General features: G+C 65.5%; 21 protein-coding genes and 1 pseudogene. 12 read left to right on the top strand and 10 right to left on the bottom strand.

What is annotated here, in order from left to right:
• The first annotated feature begins 18 nt into the window (after positions 1–18).
• A complete protein-coding gene (gene adk, locus F467_RS0102495) occupies positions 19–675 on the top strand; it encodes an adenylate kinase (RefSeq protein WP_012981471.1) in 657 nt (218 codons plus the stop codon).
• 103 nt (positions 676–778) lie between these two features.
• Here adk and F467_RS0102490 read toward each other — a convergent pair whose 3' ends face one another.
• The 3 genes from F467_RS0102490 to F467_RS0102480 all read right to left on the bottom strand — a co-directional run bounded on the left by F467_RS0102490 (position 779) and on the right by F467_RS0102480 (position 3,680).
• Positions 779–1,987, bottom strand: coding sequence for a 6-phosphofructokinase (locus F467_RS0102490; RefSeq protein ID WP_012981470.1), 1,209 nt, complete (start codon positions 1,985–1,987; stop codon positions 779–781).
• A 237-nt stretch (positions 1,988–2,224) separates the two neighbouring features.
• Positions 2,225–3,097 carry a dienelactone hydrolase family protein gene (locus F467_RS0102485; RefSeq protein ID WP_012981469.1) on the bottom strand — a complete coding sequence of 291 codons (873 nt, stop codon included), beginning with the start codon at positions 3,095–3,097 and terminating at the stop codon, positions 2,225–2,227.
• 118 nt (positions 3,098–3,215) lie between these two features.
• Positions 3,216–3,680: a tRNA (cytidine(34)-2'-O)-methyltransferase gene (locus tag F467_RS0102480; protein ID WP_012981468.1), complete on the bottom strand. Its 465-nt coding sequence runs from the start codon at positions 3,678–3,680 to the stop codon at positions 3,216–3,218.
• Here F467_RS0102480 and F467_RS0102475 point away from each other — a divergent pair.
• A complete protein-coding gene (locus tag F467_RS0102475) occupies positions 3,679–4,671 on the top strand; it encodes a dihydroorotate dehydrogenase (RefSeq protein WP_018139787.1) in 993 nt (330 codons plus the stop codon). The genes F467_RS0102480 and F467_RS0102475 overlap by 2 nt on opposite strands.
• 6 nt (positions 4,672–4,677) lie before the next feature.
• On the opposite strand, the gene ntrC is transcribed toward F467_RS0102475, so the two are convergent.
• From ntrC to F467_RS0102445, 6 genes are all read right to left on the bottom strand, one after another.
• Positions 4,678–6,114 carry a nitrogen regulation protein NR(I) gene (gene ntrC, locus F467_RS0102470; RefSeq protein ID WP_012981466.1) on the bottom strand — a complete coding sequence of 479 codons (1,437 nt, stop codon included), beginning with the start codon at positions 6,112–6,114 and terminating at the stop codon, positions 4,678–4,680.
• Entirely contained in the window at positions 6,114–7,211 is a 1,098-nt protein-coding gene (gene glnL / locus F467_RS0102465; protein ID WP_012981465.1) for a nitrogen regulation protein NR(II), read from the bottom strand. Before glnL ends, ntrC begins: the two co-directional genes overlap by 1 nt.
• 176 nt (positions 7,212–7,387) lie before the next feature.
• Positions 7,388–8,041, bottom strand: a complete 654-nt coding sequence (locus F467_RS0102460) for a DUF4124 domain-containing protein (protein WP_012981464.1) — start codon at positions 8,039–8,041, stop codon at positions 7,388–7,390.
• Positions 8,042–8,075: 34 nt separating this feature from the next.
• The gene (locus F467_RS0102455; RefSeq protein WP_018139785.1) at positions 8,076–8,912 is read right to left on the bottom strand and encodes a hypothetical protein; all 837 of its coding nucleotides are present in this window, start codon (positions 8,910–8,912) and stop codon (positions 8,076–8,078) included.
• The gene (locus F467_RS0102450) at positions 8,912–9,310 is read right to left on the bottom strand and encodes a DUF2782 domain-containing protein (protein ID WP_012981462.1); all 399 of its coding nucleotides are present in this window, start codon (positions 9,308–9,310) and stop codon (positions 8,912–8,914) included. The genes F467_RS0102455 and F467_RS0102450 overlap by 1 nt, the downstream gene beginning before the upstream one ends.
• Before the next feature lie 2 nt (positions 9,311–9,312).
• On the bottom strand, positions 9,313–10,038 hold the full coding sequence (locus tag F467_RS0102445; protein ID WP_012981461.1) for a TIGR00730 family Rossman fold protein: 726 nt from the start codon (positions 10,036–10,038) through the stop codon (positions 9,313–9,315).
• 118 nt (positions 10,039–10,156) lie between these two features.
• Between F467_RS0102445 and polA the strand changes: the two genes are divergently transcribed.
• From polA to F467_RS0102430, 3 genes are read left to right on the top strand one after another with little or no spacing between them, the layout of a single operon-like run.
• Entirely contained in the window at positions 10,157–12,859 is a 2,703-nt protein-coding gene (gene polA / locus F467_RS0102440; protein ID WP_026182239.1) for a DNA polymerase I, read from the top strand.
• A gap of 5 nt (positions 12,860–12,864) precedes the next feature.
• Entirely contained in the window at positions 12,865–13,359 is a 495-nt protein-coding gene (locus tag F467_RS0102435) for a hypothetical protein (RefSeq protein ID WP_018139783.1), read from the top strand.
• A gap of 10 nt (positions 13,360–13,369) precedes the next feature.
• On the top strand, positions 13,370–14,017 hold the full coding sequence (locus tag F467_RS0102430; RefSeq protein WP_018139782.1) for an SCO family protein: 648 nt from the start codon (positions 13,370–13,372) through the stop codon (positions 14,015–14,017).
• Between the two features lie 254 nt (positions 14,018–14,271).
• On the opposite strand, the gene yihA is transcribed toward F467_RS0102430, so the two are convergent.
• A complete protein-coding gene (gene yihA / locus F467_RS0102425; RefSeq protein WP_012981457.1) occupies positions 14,272–14,883 on the bottom strand; it encodes a ribosome biogenesis GTP-binding protein YihA/YsxC in 612 nt (203 codons plus the stop codon).
• Between the two features lie 447 nt (positions 14,884–15,330).
• On the opposite strand from yihA, the gene F467_RS0102420 reads away from it, so the two are divergent.
• The 7 genes and pseudogenes from F467_RS0102420 to F467_RS0102390 all read left to right on the top strand — a co-directional run bounded on the left by F467_RS0102420 (position 15,331) and on the right by F467_RS0102390 (position 24,097).
• Positions 15,331–15,954: a cytochrome c gene (locus tag F467_RS0102420; RefSeq protein ID WP_012981456.1), complete on the top strand. Its 624-nt coding sequence runs from the start codon at positions 15,331–15,333 to the stop codon at positions 15,952–15,954.
• A gap of 265 nt (positions 15,955–16,219) precedes the next feature.
• Positions 16,220–18,278 (top strand): annotated as a pseudogene (locus F467_RS0102415) (cytochrome c biogenesis protein ResB).
• Positions 18,279–18,303: 25 nt separating this feature from the next.
• On the top strand, positions 18,304–19,476 hold the full coding sequence (gene ccsB, locus F467_RS0102410) for a c-type cytochrome biogenesis protein CcsB (protein WP_012981454.1): 1,173 nt from the start codon (positions 18,304–18,306) through the stop codon (positions 19,474–19,476).
• Complete coding sequence (locus tag F467_RS0102405) at positions 19,477–20,109, top strand: thiol:disulfide interchange protein DsbA/DsbL (RefSeq protein WP_018139781.1); 633 nt, start codon at positions 19,477–19,479, stop codon at positions 20,107–20,109.
• A gap of 41 nt (positions 20,110–20,150) precedes the next feature.
• Positions 20,151–21,794 (top strand): acetolactate synthase large subunit, encoded by a 1,644-nt coding sequence (locus F467_RS0102400; RefSeq protein WP_012981452.1) that lies wholly within the window; start codon positions 20,151–20,153, stop codon positions 21,792–21,794.
• A 47-nt stretch (positions 21,795–21,841) separates the two neighbouring features.
• Positions 21,842–22,714, top strand: a complete 873-nt coding sequence (locus F467_RS0102395) for an endonuclease/exonuclease/phosphatase family protein (protein ID WP_012981451.1) — start codon at positions 21,842–21,844, stop codon at positions 22,712–22,714.
• A gap of 81 nt (positions 22,715–22,795) precedes the next feature.
• Positions 22,796–24,097 (top strand): GGDEF domain-containing protein, encoded by a 1,302-nt coding sequence (locus F467_RS0102390; protein ID WP_018139780.1) that lies wholly within the window; start codon positions 22,796–22,798, stop codon positions 24,095–24,097.
• Positions 24,098–24,111 lie beyond the last annotated feature (14 nt).

Below are 24,111 nucleotides of genomic sequence, written 5' to 3'. Positions count from 1 at the left end.
CCTCATAGGAGCGAGAGCATGCGACTGATTCTGTTGGGGGCGCCTGGCGCCGGCAAGGGCACCCAGGCCCAGTACATCTGCGAGAAGTACAACATCCCGCAGATCTCCACCGGCGATATGCTGCGTGCAGCCGTCAAGGCAGGCACCCCACTGGGTCTGAAGGCCAAAGAGGTCATGGATGCTGGCGGCCTGGTCTCCGACGACATCATCCTGGGCCTGGTGAAGGAACGCGTGGAGCAGCCCGATTGCTGCGACACCGGCTTCCTGTTCGATGGCTTCCCGCGCACCATCCCGCAGGCCGAGGCCCTGAAGGAGCAGAACGTGCCGCTCGACTTTGTCGTGGAGGTGGATGTCCCCGACGAAGAGGTGATCCGCCGCATGAGCGGACGGCGGGTACATCCGGGCTCCGGCCGCACCTATCACGTCGAATTCAATCCGCCGAAGGTCGAAGGCAAGGACGACGTCACCGGCGAGGACCTGATCCAGCGCGAAGACGACAACGAAGAAACGGTGCGCAAGCGCCTCGAGGCCTACCACAGCCAGACGCGCCCGCTGGTGGACTTCTACTCGAAGTGGGCGGACAGCGGCGAGCCCGACGCGCCGCAATACGTCCACATCAAGGGAACCGGATCGGTGGAAGACATCCGCGACCAGATCTTCAAGGCCCTGGGCTAAAAAACGACCCGCCTGGTATTCCGAGCGGGTCGTCTTGATTGGGGCCACGGCCCCGCGCCTGCCGCCCCTGGGCCCGGACACGGGACCAGGGGCTTTCTTGCTATTAGCGACCGAGCACCTTGGTCACCTTGTTCTGACGCAGGCGGTAGGCATCCGGCATGCCCGAGCCCAGCAGCGGACGCAGATACATCCGGAAGGCGTCGGTGACGTCGGTGCCCGAGGCATCGATGAACTCGTCCGGCATGACCTTGGTCTTGCCAGCGACGGCCTCCAGCGGCACGTACTCGTAGTCCACCGAATAAAAGCCGGTACGCTTGATCGCGACCGAGCCGTCGCGGCCCTGCCACATCGCAAACTGCACGGCCTTCTCGCCCACTTCCCGGGCCTCGCGCTGGTCGACGTCCGAGACACAGCCAATAAAGGCACGCTGCAGATAGCCGAAGGTGTCGCCGCGTACGCGCTTGACCCCCAGCTTGTCCCGGATCTCGCCACAGAGCATGTCGGCCAGGGCGCCGGTGCCCGAGAGCTGAACATTACCGTGGGCATCCTTCTCCACGTCCTTGGCGAGCTTGGTCGCGATCGGCTCACCGTCCGCGTCATGGATCCCCTCGCTGACCGCGATCACGCAGCGCCCGTAACGGTCCATGGTCGCCTTGACGTCCGACAGGAAGCGGTCGACTTCGAATACGCGTTCGGGCACGTAGATCAGGTGGGGCCCGTCGTCCGGGAATTTCTTCCCGAGGGCGGAGGCCGCGGTCAGGAACCCGGCATGGCGGCCCATGACCACCGCCAGATAGATTCCCGGCAGGGCATAGTTGTCGAGGTTGGCGCCGACGAAGGCCTGGGCCACGAAACGCGCTGCGGACGGGAAGCCCGGCGTATGGTCGTTCTCCACCAGGTCGTTGTCGATCGTCTTCGGGATATGCACGCAACGCATCGGATAGTTGGCCTTGCGCGCCTCCTCGCTGACGATACGCACCGTGTCGGAGGAGTCGTTGCCACCGATATAGAAGAAGTAGGTGATCTCGTGGGCCTTCAGGACCTTGAAGATCTCCTTGCAGTAGTCGAGATCCGGCTTGTCACGCGTAGAGCCCAGCGCCGAGGAGGGCGTCCGCGCGACCATCTCCAGATTGTGGGTGGTCTCCTGGGTCAGGTCCAGGAACTCCTCGTCGATGATCCCGCGGACCCCGTGGAAGGCCCCGTATACCAGCTCGACGTCGGTAAATTTCCGGGCTTCCAGGACTGCGCCCACCATGGATTGATTGATTACCGCCGTCGGGCCTCCACCCTGGGCGATCAGAACCTTGGCCATCTTCGTCCTCCTTCTGCGACTTTAGTGCGTTCCAACCGTGAATCGGCCGCGCAACGACCGGGCATCTCAGTGACATAAGGCCCGAAGATAGCAAATTCCGCACTCTCCGCACGGAAACGTTTAATTGTATTATCAAAGACTTATTGACCTGAGAGGACCTGAAGGCACAACGGCACCACCAACCCGATGGGTCGGTGGTGCCGGCTCGCAGGCCAGGGGAGGAAGTCGAGGGAGAACTCAGTCGCGCAGATGCTGGTTCACAAAGCGGGTGACCCGGATCATCGCGTCACGAGAGGCGAGATCGTCGGCGAAGGTGCGGTTGCTGCCATTGCGAAAATCGAAGCCGCGGCCAACGCCTGGATATTCGATCCAGGTCACATCACCGCCGCGGCTTTCCAGACCGTCCGCGGCCATCTTCGCGGTCCGGTGGCGCTGATACTGCTCTTCGTCGCCGATCAGGATCATCATCGGGATCTCGAGCTGATTGACCTCGTTGGCGTAGCGATACACCTGGTGCGGCTCGCCGAGGTTCGGGTCCTGCAGGTGCGGGTAGTAGCCGGCCCAGCAGGCAACATCCTCGACCTGCCGCTCAAAGGTCACGGCCACCTTAAGCGTCTTGTAGCCCCCGCGCGTGATGGAGACCAGGCAGGCCCGGTCACCGACGATGTCGTCACGCTCGAGCAGGACATCCAATCCCTTGTTCAGGTCGCCCTCCAGCTCGTAGTCATGATCCAGCGGATGGCTTTCCATGAAACGGCCGGTGTACATGTCCGGCGCCATCACCACGAAGCCGCGCGCGGCCAGGCGCTTCACATGCAGGATCGCCAGATCGTCCAGCCCGCGCCGGCCATGGGCCCAGAGGATCGCGGGATAGGCCTCGCCATCGGCGGGGCGCGCCACCAGCGCCGGGATGTCCACGCCGTCGCGCTCATACTCGAATCGCTCGATCTCGACCTCGTGATTCTCGAGATCGGAATACAGCACGCCGTCTTCCCACCAGTCGTCATCCCACCACCAGTTGTCAGAACCGGTGGGTTCATCCGCGGCGAGCGGCGAGACGAGGAGGCTGGTGGCGGCCAGCAGGCAGAACGATCGAAAAGCAGAAACCATGAATCCCGAACCCCTTCTTATTGGAGCCGCGCAGAAGACCCAACTGGGGGTCCCGCAGCCGTGAGCCACGCCTTCGAGCTTAGAGCAAAGCACGGCGTCCTGCCCAGCACATCGGACCCTAGACCCCGCCCGGAAAACCGAGTTGGCGCCAGGCCTCGTAGACGACCACGGCCACCGCGTTGGAGAGGTTCAGGCTGCGGCTATCGGGCTGCATGGGCAGACGCAATCGCTGTTCGGGAGGCAGTGCGTCGAGTACCGCTTGGGGCAGTCCGCGGGTCTCCGGCCCAAACAACAGGGCATCACCGGACTGGAACCCGGCCTGGTCGTAACGGGCCTGCCCGCGCGTGGTCAGGGCGAACTCGCGCTGCGGCCGGATCGATTCCCGCCACCGTTCGAGGCTGTCATACTCTTGCACCCGGGCCAGCTCGTGATAGTCGAGCCCGGCGCGGCGCGCCCGGGCGCTATCCAGCTCGAAGCCGAGCGGATGGATCAGGTGCAACGCCGCCCCGGTGTTGGCCGCCAGACGAATAATATTGCCCGTGTTCGGCGGGATTTCCGGTTCATAAAGGACGATGTGAAGCATGAGTGATTCGCGCACCGATCCGCGGCTGGCCGTTGATTTCTGCGGGCTGCATTTGAACACGCCGCTGGTGCTGCTGTCCGGCTGTGTCGGCTTTGGCGAGGAATACACCCGGGTCGCCGGGTTCTCCAACCGCGACGCGGGTGCGATCTGCCTGAAGGGCACGACCGGCCAGGCGCGACTGGGCAACCCGCCGCACCGCGTCTACGAGACGCCCGACGGCATGCTGAATGCGATCGGCCTGCAGAATCCGGGCGTGGACCGGGTGGTGGACGAGATCCTGCCCGCACTGGATTTCGAGGAGACGCGCTTTTTCGCCAACGTCTCGGGCTCCACGATCGAGGAGTACGTCGAGGTCACCCGGCGTTTCGACGACTCGCCGATCGATGCCATCGAGATCAATATCTCCTGCCCCAACGTGAAAGAAGGCGGCGTGGCGTTCGGCAACGACCCGGAGATGTCGGCGCGCGTGGTCGAGGCCTGCCGCTCCGTGACCTCCAAGCCGTTGATCACCAAGCTGTCGCCCAACCAGACCGACATCGCCGAGAATGCCCGCCGCTGCATCGATGCCGGGACCGACGGGTTTGCCGTGATCAACACCCTGATGGGGATGGCCGTCGACGTGGAAAACCGCCGCGCGGTGATCGGCAACAACCAGGGCGGACTCTCCGGCCCGGCGATCAAGCCGATCGCGCTGCTGAAAGTACAGCAGGTCTATCAGGTGGCCGCACCGCATAATGTCCCGATCATCGGCCAGGGCGGCGTGATGAATGCGCGCGACGCGCTGGAATTCCTGATCGCGGGCGCCAGCACCGTGGGCGTGGGTACCGGGCTGTTCTACGATCCGCTGTGCCTGCCGAAGATCCTGGACGGCATCCGCGACTACATGGATCGCCACGGCATCCAGCAGGTCAGCGAGCTGACCGGGAGCCTGCAGCTCAACAGCGCGATCTCCGCCTGCGCCGCCCCGGCCCCGGAAGACCCCACGACCTGATCTGCCCTACTCGTCGTCGATGCCCAGCTCCTGAATCTTGCGAGTCAGGGTGTTGCGGCCCCAGCCCAGCAGGGCAGCGGCCTGCTGGCGATGCCCACCGGTCACATTCAGCGCCTCGCGAATCACCGTACGCTCCAGTTGTGGCAGAACCCGGCCGAGCAGGTCGCGCTCGCCCTGTTGCCAGTGCTGCCGAGCGACCTGGGCCAGCTCGCTGGTCCAGTCACGCGGCGTGGCCATCTGCGCGTCCGACAGGCCTCCGTGGGTCTCCATGGGCGGCGCATCCTGATGCAGCTCGGCCGGAAGGTCGTCCAGGTGCACCTCACGTCCCGAGGCCATGACCGTCAGCCAGCGACAGGTGTTCTCCAGCTGGCGAACATTACCCGGCCAGGGCAGACGCTGCAGCTCGCGCACCACCTCCGGCCGCATGGTCTTCGCCTCGACCCCCAGTTCGCACGCCACCTCGGCCATGAAGTGCTGCACCAGCAGCGGGATGTCCTCCGGGCGCTCGCGCAACGACGGCACATGGATACGGATCACGTTCAGGCGATGGAACAGATCCTCGCGGAACAGCCCGGCGCGCACGCGCTCCTCGAGGTCCTGGTGGGTGGCGGCGATGATGCGCACATCCACCCGGATCGGGGTATGCCCACCGACGCGATAGAAGGTTCCGTCCGCCAGCACCCGCAGCAAACGCGTCTGCAGGTCGAACGGCATGTCGCCGATCTCGTCGAGGAACAGTGTGCCGCCATCGGCCTGCTCAAAGCGGCCCTTGCGGCTCTGGCTGGCGCCGGTAAAGGCGCCACGCTCATGACCGAACAGCTCGCTCTCCAGCAGGTCTTTCGGGATCGCGGCGGTGTTCAACGCGATCAATGGCTGATCGGCCCGCGGGCTGTGCTGGTGCAGGGCCCTCGCGACCAGCTCCTTGCCAGTGCCGGACTCGCCGTTGATCAGTACGGTGATATTGCTGCGCGACAGACGCCCGATCGCGCGGAACATCTCCTGCATCGCCGGCGCCTCGCCGATGATGGGGGTGTCCTCGATCCTGGCGCCACCCTCGGCATTTTGCTGCGCAGTCGCCCGCGCCTCCAGCGCACGCTGAACAAGGGCCACGGCCTCGTCGACATCGAACGGCTTGGGCAGATACTCGAAAGCCCCGGTCTGGTAAGCGCCGACCGCGCTCTCGAGATCCGAAAACGCCGTCATGATGATGACCGGTGGCGGATCCGGGCGGGTCTGCATACGGGCGAGAAAATCGAGGCCGTTCAGCCCCGGCATGCGGATGTCGGCCACCACCGTATCCGGGGCCTCGTCAGTCTCCAGCGCAGCCCAGGCCGCGTCGGCCGTCTCGAACCCGCGCACATTGATACCGGCGCGCTGCAGGGCGCGATCCAGCACCCAGCGGATCGAGTCGTCGTCGTCAATGATCCAGACGATGGGGTCCATCAGTTGCCGGCCTCCTTGGCATTTTGGGGTTCGATCGGCAGCAGGATGTCGAACGAGGTGCTGCCCGGTCGCGAACGGCATTCAATGAGTCCGTTGTGCAACTGGATCAGGCTCTGGGCGATGGGCAGGCCCAGGCCGGTGCCCGCGGCGCGGCCGGTCACCATCGGGAAGAAGATGCGCTCGCGGATCTCCTCCGGGATGCCCGGGCCGTTGTCGCGCACGCTCAGGCGTGCCACCAGGCGGTGGCGGTGACCGGAAATGGTGTACTGGCGCAGTACGCGCGAGACCAGGGTGATCTCGCCGCCCTCGCTCAACGCCTGCACCGCGTTCTGCACCAGATTCAGGATGGCCTGCACCAGCATGTCGCGGTCGGCCTGCACATCCGGGATGCTCGGGTCGTAGTCGCCGCGGATCTTCAGACCCAGCGGCAGTTGCACACTGACCAGGCCGCGCACGTGCTCCAGCACCTCGTGGAGGTTTACGGCCTCGAGGCGGGGCAGGTTGTTCGGGCCCAGCATGCGATCGACCAGGCTGCGCAGCCGGTCCGCCTCGCGAATGATGATGCCGGTGTATTCCTTCAGCCCGTCGTCATCCAGCTCGCTGGCCAATAGCTGCGCCGCCCCGCGCAGGCCGCCCAGCGGGTTCTTGATCTCGTGGGCCAGCCCCCGGGTCACCGCACGCGTGATCGCCTGCTGCTTTTGCAGCTGTTCCTCGCGACTGATCCGTTCATGGCGATCAATGGCGTTAAGTTCAAACAAGAGTTGTGGCTCGCGGCCATCGTCACCGCGCAGAGGCGTGATGGTGATGTCCGCCAGGAAGGGCTCGGCGCGCAGTGGCTCCATCTGTCGGGCGCGCAGGGTAATCGGCTGATCGAGTGACAACACCGACCGCAGCCGATTGGACAGGCTGCGGTCGAGCCTGAGGCACTGCCCCAGTCCGTGGCCGACGATACGCTCGCGGCTAAGCCCCAGCAGGACCTCGGCCGCACTGTTCAGGCTGACCAGGCGCAGCTCGCCATCCGTCACCAGCACGGCAGTTGACAGGTCGTCCCACCAGGGCCATGGCGCTGGGGCGGGCTTGGCAACAGGATTGTTCATCAACGGGCCTCAAGCAGGAATCGCGCCAAACAGGGGCACAGCACAGGGTGGATCATCCGCGGGCAGGAGAGCGCCCAGGCAAGGCGGCCGTGGCGGCAATCACCAAGCACCGCCCCATTATAGTGCAAATACGGCACCATATTGGGGCAGAATGCGCACGGAGTTGGTGCGGCCGACTAGTTCTGCGGAATCTGCTGGACCTGGGGCTGAGGTGCGCGCGGGGCCTGGGGGGCCCGAGGGGCCTGCGGGGCGCCGCCCTGGGGGAATTGCTGCGGGCGCTGTTGTTGCTGCTGTTCGCGCGGGATCGCGATGCGCAGCACGTTGAACTGGATGGTGTCGCTGCTGGCGAGCTCCTGCCCGGCGTCGTCTTCTACTCGCGCCTGCAGGCTGTATTCGCCGCGGTTGAGCCCCTCGAAGGTGATACTGGAGCCGGTGCTGTCGCCAGCCTCCTCGCCGTTCAGCAGCCAGACGACGCGATGGCCGGCCTCGGTATCCAGGGCGGGCTCCAGCGCCACCTCGGCGGTGACATTGCCGTCATTGGCACGCACGCCGGCCCCGTCCTCCGGCTGCGTAATCGCGACGCGTTCGTAGCCACTGGCATCGGCCTCCTCTTGCTGAGGCCGCACCGGACGTTCAAGGATCTCTCGGGCACCCTCGAGCGGCACCCCGCGCATGGGCTCACGTACATCGACCGACTCGCTGGCGCTGCCCTCGGGAGGACGGTCGCCAAAGTGCACATTGCCCTGGTCGTCAGTCCAGCGATAGACCTCGGCCTGGGTGAGCGCCGGCAGGCACATCGCGACTAGAAACAGCACCCAGACCTTGTTCATCGTCGATCTCCTTGGGCCGAAACCCCCGAGCCACCTACGCGGCACGTACCCACATGCCCTGCACACGGGCGGCGTGCCCCTGCAGCGCAACGAGCCGCTGGCGTTCGGCCTCGCCCGTCGCGCCGGATTCGCGACGACCGATCCAGTCGTCCAGTGCGGCCAGGCGCAGCAATGTCGGTGCGGCCCCGCGCTCGATCGCGGCCAACGGGCGTCTGGCATGGTAGCCCGCAAGCAACGCGCGGTAGGCATCGGCTCGAATCTCGCCGGCCTCGTCCACCGCAATCGCCAATGCGATGCGCGCGAGCTGCCAGAAAGCGGGCACCGGCGCCGGCGGCATCACCAGATCCGCGAGCCCGGCCCCTTCCGAATAGACCCGCACCGAGTGCCAGTAGCTCCCGGCCAGCGGCAGATCCTCGAAACGATAGAGGCTCTGGTGGTGGAGTTCGGCGTCCAGCGTCTCCCGCTCGTCGGCCAACAGCGTCTGGCCCAGGGCATCGGCGCGTTCGCGCAATAGCTGCTGCAGCACCCCGCGGCGATAGCCCGTGGCCTCCGGCATCGCACTCGCCGGGTGCAGGGCCTGCCAGCTCGCGGCCCGCTCCCCCAGGGCGTTGAGGCTTCCGGGGCCCTCGGCCGACAGGGGTTCGCGCAATGCCTGACCTTGATCCAGGAAAAGAATCCGCGTCCCGTCGGCATCAGCGGTGGCCAGCGGGCTGATGCCTGCACCCTTCAGGGCCGCCTCGATACCGGAGGCGGCATCCGCCGACAGACGCAGGCACTGCACGGGCTGCCCCGCCAGCAAGGCCTCGCCCTCGCGAAACTCGATGCTCACCCCGCAGGCCTCGGCACAGGCCTGGCAGTCGTGTTCGTTCATTACCATTGGAAAATCACCCAGGACGGCGGTACGAAATCGGGTTCCAGCTCACGCTGACGGCGATCGAGCAGGCCGTCGCCGGTGCTGTCGATCAGGTAGTAGGAGGGACCGGCCGCGGGGATCACCTCCACCATCACCAGTTGCCCGCCCATGCGGTACTCGCGCCGGGTCTCCCCGTCGCGTTCGATGATCACAATGTCAGCCTCTTCCAGGCCCCGCTGCTCGCGCGCGCGTTCGTCGAGCACGGGCGGCGCGGGGTCGGCCTCGGCCTCGTCCGGCATCTCGGGCGGCGGCGGGGCATCGTCCCACTCGCGCTCCTGCTGGGCAATGGCCAGAGCCGGCGCGAGAAGCAGACCGACCAGGAGGGCGGCGGGATAATGGGTGCACTTAGCGGCCATGCTCACAGCTCCATCATGCGTTTCTTTTCTTCCGCGGAAGGCTCGAAGCTGCGCGCCTCGTAATGCTCGAAGATCACGTCCACCACGTCTTCCGGGGCATCCACCAACGAGTATAGCTTCAGGTCCTCGGCATCGATTGTGCCTTCGGACACAAGAGTGTCGTCGAACCAGTGCAGCAGCCCCTTCCAGAATTCGGAGCCGACCAGCACGATCGGGATGCGCCGGGTCTTGCCGGTCTGCACCAGCGTCAGAATCTCCGCCAGTTCGTCCAGCGTGCCAAAACCGCCCGGCAGGACCACATAGGCGGAGGCGTATTTCACGAACATCACCTTGCGCGAGAAGAAGTGGCGAAACCCCAGGCTGATGTCCTGATACGGGTTGGCGCTTTGCTCGTGGGGGAGCTGGATATTCAGGCCGATGCTGGGGGAGCGCCCGGCGAAGGCGCCCTTGTTGGCAGCCTCCATGATGCCCGGGCCGCCGCCACTCACCACCGCGAAGCCGGCATCCGACAGCTGGCGGGCGACTTCTTCGCCCAGCTGGTAATGCGGATGTCCGGGTGGAAAGCGCGCGGAGCCAAAGATGCTCACGGATGGCTTGATGTGCGCCAGGCGCTCGAAGCCCTCCACGAACTCCGCCATGATCTGGAAGATCTTCCAGCTTTCGCGGGTCAGAGCGGAGTCGTCAATCGGGCGCAGGCCGGGGTGTTCGGCGCGTTCGCGGTCGTTCATGCGGAGGGTTCCTCGTGTCGAAGGCCAAGCGTAACGGGCGCCCCGGGTCGGTACAAATGGTCGCGGCACAAAACGGGGCTGTAGAATGGCGCGCACCTTCCGCACGGATACCGCATTGATGTCACAAGCCCCCCTCGTTCTGGTCGACGGTTCGTCGTATCTGTTTCGGGCCTTCCATGCCCTGCCGCCGCTGACCGCGCCGGATGGCGCCCCGACCGGGGCGATGATTGGTGTGGCGAACATGCTGCGCAAGCTGCGCGCGGACTACGGCCCGGAACACATGGCGGTGGTGTTCGACGCGAAGGGCAAGACCTTCCGCGACGACATCTACCCGGAATACAAGGCCACCCGCCCGCCGATGCCGGACGAGCTGGCCGCCCAGATCGAGCCGCTGCACGAACTCGTGCGGGCGATGGGCCTGCCACTTTTGTGCGTCGAGGGCGTGGAGGCCGACGACGTGATCGCGACCCTGGCCGATCAGGCCGCCGCAGCCGGGCATGACGTGGTGATCTCCACCGGCGACAAGGACCTCGCCCAGCTGGTGAATGACCGCATCACCCTGGTCAACACCATGAGCGGGGTCACGCTGGACCGCGAGGGCGTACAGGAAAAATTCGGCGTGGCCCCGGAGCAGATCGTCGACTACCTCGCGCTGATGGGCGACAGCGTCGACAACATCCCGGGCGTGGACAAGGTCGGCCCCAAGACCGCGGCCAAGTGGATCGCGAAGTACGGCGATCTCGACACCATCCTCGAGCAGGCCGACGACATCGGCGGCAAGATCGGCGAGAACCTGCGCGCCGCGGCCGAGCGCCTGCCCACCTCGCGCGAACTGATCACGGTCAAGCGCGATGTCGAGCTGGATGCCGGCCCCAACGACCTGAACATCCGCGAGCCGGATCACGAGCGCCTGCTGGAGATGGTGCGCCGCTACGGCTTCACCCGCTGGCGCGCGGAGCTGGAGGGTAGCGAGGACGAGGCCGCTGACGGCAATCCGGGCCCGTCGCAGGCGAAGGGCGACTACCGGACGCTGCGCGAGGAGGCCGAACTGGCCGAGCTGCTGGAGCGTCTGGACAAGGCCGACCGAGTCGCCTTCGACACCGAGACCACCAGCCTGGATGCGATGCGCGCCGAGATCGTCGGCATGTCCTTCGCCTTCGAGCCGGGCACCGCGTACTACCTGCCGCTGGCACACACCGGGCCGGATGCCGAGCCGCAGCTGCCGCGCTCGGAGACGCTCGAGCGCCTGAAACCGTGGCTGGAGTCGGAGCGCCACGGCAAGCTGGGCCATCACCTGAAGTACGACCGCAACGTGCTGGGCAATCACGACATCACCCTGCGCGGGATCGTCGACGACACCCTGCTCGAGTCGTTCTGCCTGGACGCCGGGGCCAACCGCCACGACCTCGACTCCCTGGCCGAGCGCCACCTGGACTACAAGACCACGCACTACGAGGACGTGGCCGGCAAGGGGGCGAAGCAGATCCCGTTCGCCGAGGTGGATATCGGCATCGCCACCGATTACGCCGGCGAGGACGCTGATATCTGCCTGCAGCTGGATGCGGTGTTCCAGCCACGTCTGCAGGCGGCCGAAGGCCCCGCGTTTGTCTACCGCGAGATCGAGATGCCGCTGGTCCCGGTGCTGGCGGATATCGAACGCGTCGGCGTAAAGGTGGACCCGGATCGGCTCGGCGAGCAGAGCCAGGAGCTGCTGGCCGAGATGGAGCGCATCGAGCGCGAGGCCTTCGAGGAGGCCGGCGGCGAGTTCAACCTCGGCTCGCCCAAACAGATCCAGGAGATCCTGTTCGAACGCCTGGGCCTGCCGGTACTGCGGCGCACACCCAAGGGCCAGCCCTCCACCGCCGAGGACGTGCTGGAGCAGATGGCGGACGACTACGCCCTGCCGCGCCTGATCCTCGAGCACCGCGGCCTGTCCAAGCTGCGCAGCACCTACACCGAGACCCTGCCCCGGCGCATCCACCCGGAGACCGGTCGGGTGCACACTTCCTATCACCAGGCGGGGGCGGCCACCGGGCGGCTGTCATCCTCGGAGCCGAACCTGCAGAACATCCCGGTGCGCACCGAGGCCGGCCGGCGCATCCGCCGCGCGTTCATCGCGGATGAGGGCCACCAGCTACTGGCGGCAGACTACTCGCAGATCGAGCTGCGCATCATGGCTCACCTGTCGCAGGATGCCGGCCTGCTGAAGGCCTTTGCCGAGGGTCAGGACATCCACCGCGCAACCGCCGCCGAGGTCTTCGGGCTGGACCCGGAGCAGGTCTCCGGCGATCAGCGCCGCGCGGCCAAGGCGATCAACTTCGGCCTGATCTACGGCATGTCCGCCTGGGGCCTGGCGCGCAACCTCGGCATCGAGCAGGGCGAGGCGCGCGAATACATCGACCGCTACTTCAGCCGCTATCCCGGCGTGCACGACTACATGGAACGGGCGCGCGCCTCCGGGCGCGAGAACGGCTACGTCGAGACCCTGTTCGGCCGCCGCCTGTACCTGCCGGAGATCAACAGCCGCAACGGGGCGCGGCGCCAGCAGTCCGAGCGTGTCGCGATCAACGCCCCGATGCAGGGCACGGCCGCCGACATCATCAAGCGCGCGATGGTACGGGTCGCGCACGACCTCGAGGACACCGGGATTGACGCGCGCATGATCATGCAGGTGCACGACGAACTGGTGTTCGAGGTGGCCGACGCGGCGGTGGAGGACCTGAACACGCTGGTGCGCAAGGCCATGAGCGGGGCCGCCGACCTGGACGTGGAACTGGTCGTAGACGTCGGCGTCGGCGCCAACTGGGACGACGCCCACTAGCCCCCATGCTGGCCCATCGCTTCAACCGAATCGCCGCCTGGCTGGTCGCGCTGCTGCTACTCGCGAGCGCCTGGATGCTGGCCGAACGCTACCTGGACAGTGGCGCCGCCGAGGTGCCGATCGTCCAGCCACAGGCCTGCGACCTGAATGCCGGCCCCTGCAGCACCGCCCTGGCACAGGGCGGCGAGGTGCGCCTGGAGATCACGCCGCGCCCGGTACCGATGCTGCGGGAGCTGACGCTGGACCTGCAGCTGGATGCCGCGGCGCAGACCGCGCTGAACAACCCTGAGGCCCTGGACCTGGACCTGGCCGGAGTCGAAATGTATATGGGCTACCAGCGCCCGCGCCTGGAACACACGGGTGATGGCCGCTACCGCGGCACGACCACGCTGCCGCTCTGTACCACCGAATCCATGACCTGGGCAGCCACCGCGATGCCGGCAGGCAAATCCGAGGCCGCCTTCGTACAATTCCGCTTTGTCACTGCCCGCGATCACTGATGAACCCCTTATGAACCGTATCCCCGTCAGCAGTCTCTTCTGGGCCTTCGCGGTGGTCGCCGCAGGTGCTCTGCTGGTGTATGTCACTCTGGAGCCGGGCGAGCCGCCGCCGCGCGATCTTGCAGGTCATGCGCAACTGCCCATCGCCGACGAGGTACAGGGCGGACCGATCGAGCTGCCGGTCGCCACGCACGCGGAGCGCTTCGACCTGGGCGATTACACGGACCAGTACGTCTGGCTGTATTTCGGCTATACGAGCTGCCCGGATGCCTGCCCGACCAGCCTGGGGTGGATTGGCGGGGCGCTGAACCGCTTGCCGGAAGAGTTGCAGGGCCAGGTGAACGGTGTGTTTATCAGCGTCGATCCGGAACGAGATACCGAGGACCGCCTGGCCGATTACGTGGCCCATTTTCATGCCGACATTCACGCGGCCACCGGATCCGAAGAAGACTTGAAGCCCGCCGCTAAGCGCTATGGTGTCTTCTACGAACGCCGCGCAACGGATTCGGCGATGGGCGACATCATCGACCACAGTTCATCGACCTATCTGATCGGGCCCGAAGGCGACTTGCTGGAGATTCACCCTCACGGGACCAGCGCGGCCGATCTGGTCGAGACCCTGAGGGCACACGCCCAGTCCCAGGGAACCGATGACTGACGGGGCAACAGCCACAGGAGCGCTGCATTCAGGAGTGTGAAGCCAATCACGTTCATTTTCGGGAACGGATGGAACTCAAGGCAACTGACGCTTTCTTACGTTACAAGCGCTCTAGCCCAGCGCGAGCCCGCTTCTCTCCCTGAGCGGGCAGGCCTCGCTCCCCCCTGTCGAGGCCGAATCTTGCCCCGGCCCTCCCCAAGGCCGGGGCATTTTTTTGTCTGGGGTTCATAGTTCGCGCCCGGGGCGGGCCACGGTCAGTCTTCGACCGGCTGGAGCCACTCGGTCAACAGGCCGCGCAGGTCATCGACCCCCTGATTTTTCAATGAAGAAAAGGTCTGCAGGGTCGCCTCGATCCCCAAGCCTTCCAGCTCACGCTGGGTCGCGTGCAATTGCTTGTCGGCCGCCTGCCGCGAGAGCTTGTCGGCCTTGGTCAGCAGGCAGTGCAACTGGCAACGCTCCAGCGGCACCCACTCCAGCAGCTGACGGTCGAGCTCGGTCAGGGGACGACGGATGTCCATGATCAGCACCAGCCCTGCCAGGCACTCGCGCGACTGCAGGTAATCCCCCAGCAGCCGATCCCAATGCTGGCGCTGGCCGGCGGACACCTTCGCGTAACCATAGCCGGGCAGATCCACCAGCCGCCATGCCTCGTCCGGCGGCAGGGCGAACAGGTTGATTTCCTGGGTGCGCCCGGGCGTGCGGCCCACCCGGGCCAGGGCCTTGCGCCCGCACAGGGCATTCAGGGCGCTGGATTTGCCGGCATTCGAGCGCCCGGCGAAGGCAATCTCGATGCCGTCATCCTCCGGGAGCTGCTCGACCTGGGCCACGCCCTTGATAAAGGCGGTCTCGCGAAAACGGGGTTCCATGGGGCGGGGGACGTCCTTGGCCGAGTGCGGAGCTCGGAATATTTTTGAGCGCAATTTAGCATTGTGCTATAAACTGCGCCGCTCAAGGAAACACTGGTCAATGTACACCCTCGCGTTGGTACCCCAGGTTTTCCGAGACAAGGCGCGCCGCTTGCGGGTAGTGGTTCTACCCGCAAGCGGCGCAACGCAGGATCGGGAAACTGGGGTACCAACCCCATAACCCATTACAATGCAGGGGCTCGGCCGCTTTTGCGCGCGAACGGCGTTGCGGCTCCCTTGTGCAGAGTGACTGCACGGCAGTCGCCGCGCCTTGTTCGCATGCAAAAGCGACTCGAGCGCGAGGGTGTACATTGACCAGTGTTTCCTTCATGTTGATCGCCCTGCCAAGGGGCACAAGGAACGCGGGTCCGACCCGGCACGCATTTACATGCAGGAGAATCTTCGATCATGAACCACAAGCTTTCCGCTCTCTTTGCTGCCCTGTCCGTCTCCCTGCTGCTCCCGCTGTCGGCGGCTCAGGCGGGCGATCCTCAGCGCGGCCAGGAAATCTCCCAGTCCTGCGCGGCCTGCCACCAGGCGGACGGCAACTCGACCAACCCGGAGTGGCCGAAGCTCGCGGGCCAGCACCCGAAGTACACCGTCAAGCAGCTGCGTGACTTCAAGGAAGGCGAGACCCGCTATGATTCGCTGATGGCGGGCGAAGTCGCGGATCTGGACGAGCAGGATATGCGCGACCTGGCGGCCTACTTCGCCGAGCAGTCCATCACCACCGAAACCGCCGACGAAGACGTCGTCGAACGCGGCGAGCGCATCTACCGTGGCGGCATCCCCTCCCAGAACGTCGCCGCCTGCATCGCATGCCACGGCCCGAATGGCCAGGGCAACCCGGAGGCGATGTTCCCGAAGGTTGCGGGGCAGCACGCCACCTACAGCGCGGACCAGCTTTACAAATTCCGTGACGGAGAGCGTTCCAACGACGCGGGTCGGATGATGCGCAATGTGGTTCAGCGCATGTCCGACGAAGACATCGAGGCCGTGTCACAGTACATGGCCGGGCTGTCGTCCGACTGATCGTGCCGGAGCGCCGTGCAGTCCGGGCGGCGAACCTCCCAGGGAAGGGGCGGCCATAGGCCGCCCCTTTTTTGCTGTCCGGGGCAGACAAATTTTTCCGCCACCGGGAATGGAGCGGGGGCTCGGCACGTCAGACAGGTCGGATCAGAGAAACTGGCCAGCTCCAGTAACAGGGTTTGCACGAAACTTCCGTGCAGTTTGTCTAGGAAATTGAACCCCGACAGGGGTGCTTCGCATAGTCGCGAAGGTCAACGCAGGTTTCAGCATGTCGAATAACGAACAGGTGGCCGGGTCTGCTCCCGCGACCGGTGCCCGCAGCAAGTCCGCCCGCGCCCCGCGGCGCAGCCGCATCCTGGTCGAGTTCATGGGTTCCATGAGCCTGGCGATCACCCTGCTGGTGGCACTGGCCATCGCCTCCGTAATCGGTACAGTGCTCGTCCAGAACCAGCCCTATACCGACTACCTGATCGACTACGGTCCCTTCTGGCACGAGATCTTTGCCGGCATGGGGCTTTATCAGGTCTATTCCGCCACCTGGTTCCTGCTGATCGTCACCTTCCTGGTGGTCTCCACCTCGTTCTGCGTCTACCGTCAGAGCCCGGGCATCCTGAAGGACCTGCGGCGCTACAACCTGCAGGTGAAGGAAAAGTCCCTGCGCTCGTTCCACTCGAGCGCGACCGGGGAGCTGGACCAGTCGCAGCAAGAATTCATTGATCATGCCCGGCGTGTGCTGAAGGCCCAGGGCTTCAAGGCACGCGAGAAGGAATCCGAGGGCCAGACGGTGATCGCGGCCATGAAGGGCCGCTGGAACCGCCTCGGCTATCTGCTGACCCACGTCGGGATCGTGGTGATCTGCGTGGGCGCGCTGGCAGACGGCTCGACGCTGCTCAAGGCCAAAGAGTGGCTGGGCATCATCGAGATCGAGACCCGGGGCGTCCCGGTGTCCGAAGTACCGCGCTCGGCCTGGGTGCCGGTCTCCAATCCCTCGTTCCGCGGCATGGTCGAAATCCCGGAGGGCTCCTCCGCGGACGTGGTGTTCCTGCCGATGCGCGAGGGCTATTTCGTCCAGCAACTGCCGTTTCGTATCGAGCTGGAAGAGTTCCGAATCGAGCGCTTCTCGACCGGCGCGGAAAGCTCCTACGAGTCGGATCTCGTGATCCATGACCCCAACCGCGACGAGCCGCTGCGGCATACCATCTCGGTCAACCACCCGCTGATCTACAACGGGTACGCGATCTACCAGGCCAGCTTCGCCGATGGCGGCACCCGCCTCGATATCGAGGCGATCCCGCTCGGCGGCGAAGCCCTGCGCTCGCTGGAAGTCCCCGGGCGCGTATTCCAGGAGCAGGAAATCCCGACCCCGCAGGGTGACACGCGCATCATCGAGTTCATCGACTTCAAGGACCAGAATGTCGTACCGCTGCTGAATGAAGAAGGCCAGCGCGAGAACCGTCAGCTGGGCCCGAGCTTCGATTTCCGCCTGATGGATCGCACCGGGCACGGGCTTTACTACCGCAACTACATGCGGCCTGCACTGCAGGAAGGGGCGATGTACTTCCTCAGTGGCGTACGCGAGAGCCCGAGTGACGAGTTCGTGTACCTGTTCCTGCCGGCGGATGCCGATGACTCGCTGGACCGTTTCCGCACCTACCTGGCAATGCTGCACAACGCCGAGGTGCGCAACACCATCGCGCGCGAAGTCGCGGCCGACGATCCCTCCGGCACCGCGATCGCCCAGACGACCTCGGAGCTGATGCGCCTGTTCGCCGAGGGCGGATACGGCGCGGTGCACGCGGAGATTGACCGCCGCGTGCCGGAAGAACAGCGCGAGCAGGTCGGCCAGCTCCTGATGCGGGTGCTGCACGCCGGACTACAGGGCCTGTACATGGAGGTCCTGGAAGACGAGGGTGTGGTCTCGATCCAGGAAGAGGAGCAGCGCTGGCTGGAAGACGCTGTCTCCGCAATCAACGCGATCAGCCTCTACGAGTCACCGTTCTATTTCCACCTGAGCGACTTCGAGCACCGCGAGGCCTCCGGTCTCCAGATTGCGCGCGCCCCGGGGCAAAGCACGGTGTACACCGGCAGCGTGATGCTGATCATCGGGATTTTCCTGATGTTTTACGTGTCGTATCAGCGTCTGTGGATCATCGCCCGACGCCGTGAAGACGGCAGCGGGACGCAGGTGACCATGGCCGGAACCAGTAACCGGCACAAGGTAGAATTCGAGAACCGTTTCGCGCATCTTAAGCGTTGGATCATCGATCAGAAGCCGGCCAACGGCTCGGGCGATGGCCAGAAGTGAATCAACTAATAAGAACGACTAACCGGTAGCAGTCGGAGGAGCGATCCATGTCAGTACCCCATGAGGCCCTGGATTTTGAACGGCCCAGTATCTTCCGGCGCATCCGGCCGCTCGACTGGGCATACTTTGCGCTGGTGCTCGCCGTTGCGGTGATCGCTCACTGGCAGTATGGCCACCTGATGGATCGCTACGACACCGGCGGCCTGATCCTCGCCGCCGGCATGAGTGCCTGGTTGGGCTGGTTCTGGCGCCCCTGGCAGCTCTTTTCGATCATCGTCGCCGCGCTCTCGCTGTTCGGGGTCTGGTTGTACGGTGACGATCTGGCCCGGGGCAGCACCAACTTCTGGCTGAACTACATTGGCTCCGGCCAGGCCGGTGTGATGTGGATGAGCGTGATGCTCTACATGGCCACCGCGACCTACATCCTCGGCCTGTTCAGCAAATCCGACTTCCCGTCGCGCCTCGGGGCCGCTTTCGCCTGGATCGGCTCGGGCGCCGGCATGATGGCGCTGATGGTGCGCTGGCGCGAGATCTACCTGACCGACCCCAGCTGGGGCTACATCCCGGTGTCCAACCTCTACGAGGTATTCATCCTGCTGGCGGTAATGACCACGCTCATGTACCTGTACTACGAGCAGCGCACCGGTCAGCGCACCATGGGCGCCTTCGTGATGCTGGTGATCGCCGCCTCGGTGACTTTCCTGCTGTGGTACATGTGGGACCGCCAGGCGCACGAGATCGAACCGCTGGTGCCGGCCCTCAACTCCTGGTGGATGAAGATCCACGTACCGACCAACTTCGTCGGCTACGGCGGCTTTGCCATCGCGGCCATGCTGGGTGTGGCCTACCTGATCAAGCACCGTTTCGAGCGCACCCGGCCGGATGCCGCGATCACCCATCGGCTGCCCAGCAAGGATGCGCTGGACAGTGTGATGTACAAGGCCATCGCGATCGGTTTCGCCTTCTTCACCATCGCCACCGTACTGGGCGCGATGTGGGCGGCCGAGGCCTGGGGCGGCTACTGGACCTGGGATCCGAAGGAGACCTGGAGCCTGATTCTGTGGCTGACCTACGCGTCCTGGCTGCATATGCGCTTCACCAAGGGCTGGCGCGGCCCGGTCATGGCCTGGTGGGCCATCATCGGTCTGTTCGTGACCACCTTCACCTTCCTGGGCGTGAATATGTTCCTGTCCGGGCTGCATTCCTACGGAGAGCTGTAAATGAGGCGTCGTGATTTCCTGGGTGCCATGGGCGGTGCCGGATTGCTGCTGGCAACCGGCACCAGCCTGGCCCGCGAATACCGGGATGGTCAGAACTTCCGCACCATCCAGCCGCCGGTCGACACCGGCCTGGAGGATGGCAAGATCCAGGTGGTCGAGGTCTTCTGGTATGGCTGCCCGCACTGCTACTCGTTCGAGCCCTATGTGCAGGAGTGGCAGAAGGGGCTGGATGACGATGTCGAGTTCGTCTATCTGCCCGCGCCGATGAACGATGTCTGGGCCCTGCATGCGCGCGTCTTCTACACCGCACAGAAGCTGGAAGTGCTGAACGAGGTCCATCAACCGTTCTACGACGCCATCCATGACCAGGGGCGCGAGCTGCGCTCGGAAAGCGCCATCCTGCGCTTTATCAACCAGCGCGGCCTCGACGCCGACGAGTTCCGCGAGGTGATGCGCTCCGAGGAGATCCGCCGCAAGGTCACCGAGGCCGGCCAGGACGTTCAGGAGTACGGCGTCGAGGGTGTGCCCACCCTGGTCATCGACGGCGAGGCCGTGGTCTCGGCCAGCATGACGCGCAGCCACGAGGAGATGCTCGACGTCGCCGATTTCCTGATCGAACGGGCCCGGGGCTGACCCCGCCCGTGTCCAGGGTCCAGCGTCGGGTGGCGTAACGCGTGAGCACAACCGTCACTACGGCCCAGCGACTGGTCGAATGCCTGGAACAGGAACAGGTCGAGCGCGTGTTCGGCCTGCCGGGCGAAGAGAACATGGCCGTTCTCGACGCCCTGGCCGATTCCCCGATCGAGTTCATCACTACGCGCCACGAGCAGGGCGCGGCCTTCATGGCCGACGTCCATGGTCGCCTGTCCGGCCGTGCCGGGGTCTGCCTGGCGACCCTTGGCCCGGGGGCGACCAACCTGATCACCGGTGTCGCCGATGCCAACATGGATCACGCCCCGCTGGTCGCGATCGCGGGCCAGGCCAGCACTCACCGGCTGCACAAGGAGTCGCACCAGGTCCTTGACCTGAAGGGCCTGTTCCAGCCGATCACCAAGTACAGCTCCAGCGTGGTCGAGCCCGAGATACTGCCGGAGGTTGTCCGCAAAGCCTTCAAGTGGGCCGAGGGCGGCAAGCCCGGCGCCAGCTTCATTGAACTTCCGGAAAACGTGGCCGCCCTGCCATGCCCCAACCCGCCACTCCCGGTCCATGCCGGACCCGAGGCGGTGCCGGCCGAGGCCTCCCTGGAGGCCGCGGCGAAGTTGCTCAACGAGGCCCAGCATCCGCTGATCCTGGCGGGCAACGGCGTCATCCGCTCGGGAGCCAGCGGAGCCCTTTCGCAGCTGGCCTCCGCGCTTAATATCCCGGTCGCGAACACCTTCATGGCCAAGGGCGTGTTGCCGTTCCGCCACCCGCTGGCCCTGGGCTCGGTGGGCCTGCAAAGCCAGGATTTCGTCAATTTCGGCTTTCACAAGGCCGACGTCATCGTCTGTATCGGCTACGACCTGGTGGAATATCCACCCAGGCTCTGGCACCCGACCGGCGACCGCACGCTGATCCACATCGACTCCGCCCCGGCCGAGGTCGATGGCCACTACAATGTCTCATCCGAGGTGATCGGCGACCTAAATACCTGCCTCGCCCGCCTCACGGATCTCGTGGACCCGCGCGAGGAGACCATCCTGCGCCCGCTGCGCCAGAACCTGATCGACGACATGAACGAGCATCGCGAGGACACCCAGTTCCCGCTGAAGCCGCAGAAGTTGATCTGGGACCTTCGCACCGCGGCCGAGCTCGACGCCGTGGTGATTACCGATGTCGGGGCGCACAAGCTCTGGATGGCGCGCATGTTCCGCTGCGAGCTCCCCAACACCTGCCTGATCTCGAACGGGTTCGCCAGCATGGGCATCGCCCTGCCGGGAGCGATCGCGGCGGCGGCGCTCTACCCCGAACGCCAGGTCATCGCGGTCACCGGAGACGCCGGCTTCCTGATGAATGTGCAGGAACTGGAAACGGCGGTGCGCCTGAACCAGAGCTTTGTCGTGCTGATCTGGAACGATAATGCGTACGGCCTGATCGAGTGGAAGCAGGTGCGCGAGTACGGGCGCAAGGCCTTCGTCGATTTCGGCAACCCGGATTTTGTCCAGCTGGCGCACTCGTTCGGCGCCAGCGGTGTGCGCATCGGCCCGGGCGACAGCCTGGAGGCCGCCCTGCGCGAGGCCCTCGCCACCCCCGGTGTCACCATCATCGACTGCCCGGTCGACTACAGCGAAAACCTGAAGCTGACGGAACGTTTGGGCGAGTTGGTCTGTCCATTCTAGGTAGTATCCGGGCGGACCTTCCGCCGTTCTCTGGGGAACAAAGCAGTATGACGGCCACGGCCAGCGGCAAGCATGCCGAACCCGTTCGCGCACAACCGGCCTCGCCGGAGGTACGCGGACTGACCTATCAGCACGACCAGGGCGCGCAGCGCCTGCGCCTGTTGAGTTTCAATGCCCAGGTGGGCATCCCCTCGTCGCGCCTGCACCACTATCTGACCAACTCCTGGAAGCACGTCCTTCCCTATAAGGGGCGGATCGGCAACCTGGATCGCGTGGCGCGTTTCATCTCCGACTTCGACATCGTCGGCGTCCAGGAGCTGGACGGTGGCAGCCTGCGCTCGAACTTCGTGGACCTGGCCTCCTATCTGTCGGAAAAGGCCCGCTTCCCGCATACCTACAATCGCATCAACCGCAATCTCGGCCAGTTCGCCAAACACTCGCTGGCCTTGTTTTCGCGGCTGGAGCCGGAACGGGTCGAGATGCACCGCCTGCCCGGGCCGCTGCCGGGGCGCGGGGCCATCGAGGCCCGTTACGCAATGGAAAATGGCGAGGAGCTGGTGCTGTTTCTGCTGCACCTGGCACTCGGCCGGCGCGCACGCCAGGCCCAGCTGGACTACGTCGCCGAACGGATCCAGTCGGAACGCCACGCCGTGGTGATGGGGGATCTCAACTGCCAGCAGGACAGCCTGGAGATCCGGCGTTTGGTCGCCCGTACCGGGCTGCTGGAGCCGATCAGCTGCCCGGCCACCTACCCCTCCTGGGATCCGCGCCTCGTGTTCGACCACATCCTGCTGACCCCGGACCTGCATGTCAGCGACATGCGCGTGTACAACGTGGCCCTGTCCGACCACCTCCCGGTCGGTATCGAGATCGAGCTGCCAGCCGCCCAGTCGCTGCACGGAACCCGCCACACCGCCTGAGTCCCATCGCTGGCGTCCGCGTCGCGGACGCGGTTAAATGATCCCGGCACGTCCAGACCCCACAGCCCTTTCGGGAGCCCCATGTCCGCCAGCGAGATGCGCAGGACCATCATCGACCTCGAGCGCCGCCTGGAGCGCGAGCAGGTCCAGCAGGATGCACTGAGGCGGGTGGCCCTGAGGGCACTGGCGGTGGTCAGCGCCCGCGTGCCGGCACTGGATGGCGCGGTTCAGGACCTGTCCCGCGCGGTGGAGTCCAGCCCGCCCGACTCTGCCTGGATGGATCGGCTGGGTGCACAGCTGGCCGACGCGGTCCGCAGCTCCGATCACCACGAGGACCTGGCCAGCGCTGTGCTCGAGGTCGTGCGCCGCGGACTGAACGGGTTCGATTTCCTGGACCCCGGCCTGGATGACCTGCATCGCGCGACCGAACGGCGCGACCGCTCGGAGATCGAACGAACGCTTTCTCAGCTCTTCCGGGTGCTGCACGACAAGTGCGAGCGCGCCATGCACGAGCGCGACGAGCTGTCGGACGTCGTGGGCGAGATCTGGCATCGCCTGGAAGACGTCGACTCGGCCCTGTCGGAAGACGAGAAACGCAGCGAACGTACACGCGCCTCGGTTGCCACCCTGCACGATGGCATCTCGGACAATGTCCGGGCCATGAAGGGCCGCATGGACGACCTGGAGGACATCGCCACCCTGCGCCAGGAGATCAGCCGGGGTCTGGATCGCGTGGTCGAACATGTGGCGGCCTTTCGCAATCAGCAGGAGAACGATCTGCTCGAGGCCCTGGAGCGCAACCGCCTGCTGCGAGCGAAGGGCCGTACGCTGGAGTCGCAGGTCAGTGCCCTGCGCAAGCGGCTGGATCAGGCGCGGGCGGAGGCCTACCGCGACAGCCTGACCGGGCTGCCCAATCGCACGGCTTTCGAGCGCTACCTTGATGGCCTGCGGGAGGACCTGGGGGCGGAGCAACCGGCCTGCCTGCTGGTCTGGGACATCGACCGCTTCAAGGCGATCAACGACGAATACGGCCACAGTGCCGGCGACAAGGTGCTGAAGGCCGTCGCAGAGATCCTGGCCGAGGGCGTGCGCAGCGAGGACTTCGTTGCGCGCTACGGGGGCGAGGAATTCGTGATGATCCTCACCTCCGACCCGGACACCTGCCAGCGCCGTGCCGATTCGATCCGCGAGGCCGTGGATCGCCTGATCGTACGGGCCGGCAAGACGCGGCTGCGCGTGACCATTTCGGCGGGCATGTGCCCGATCGCGGCCGGACAGTCCACCGCGGCCATCTTCGACGCCGCGGATCACGCCCTGCTACAGGCGAAGAAGCTCGGGCGCGATCGCGTGGAGCGGGCCGACCGCGAGCCACACCCTTCCTGATCCCCCGGGAGAAT

It is taken from the genome of Thioalkalivibrio sp. ALJ12 (assembly GCF_000378305.1).
GTDB lineage: Bacteria > Pseudomonadota > Gammaproteobacteria > Ectothiorhodospirales > Ectothiorhodospiraceae > Thioalkalivibrio.
Note: the sequence above shows the minus strand (reverse complement) of the source record. Positions and strands in the feature narration are given on the sequence as shown.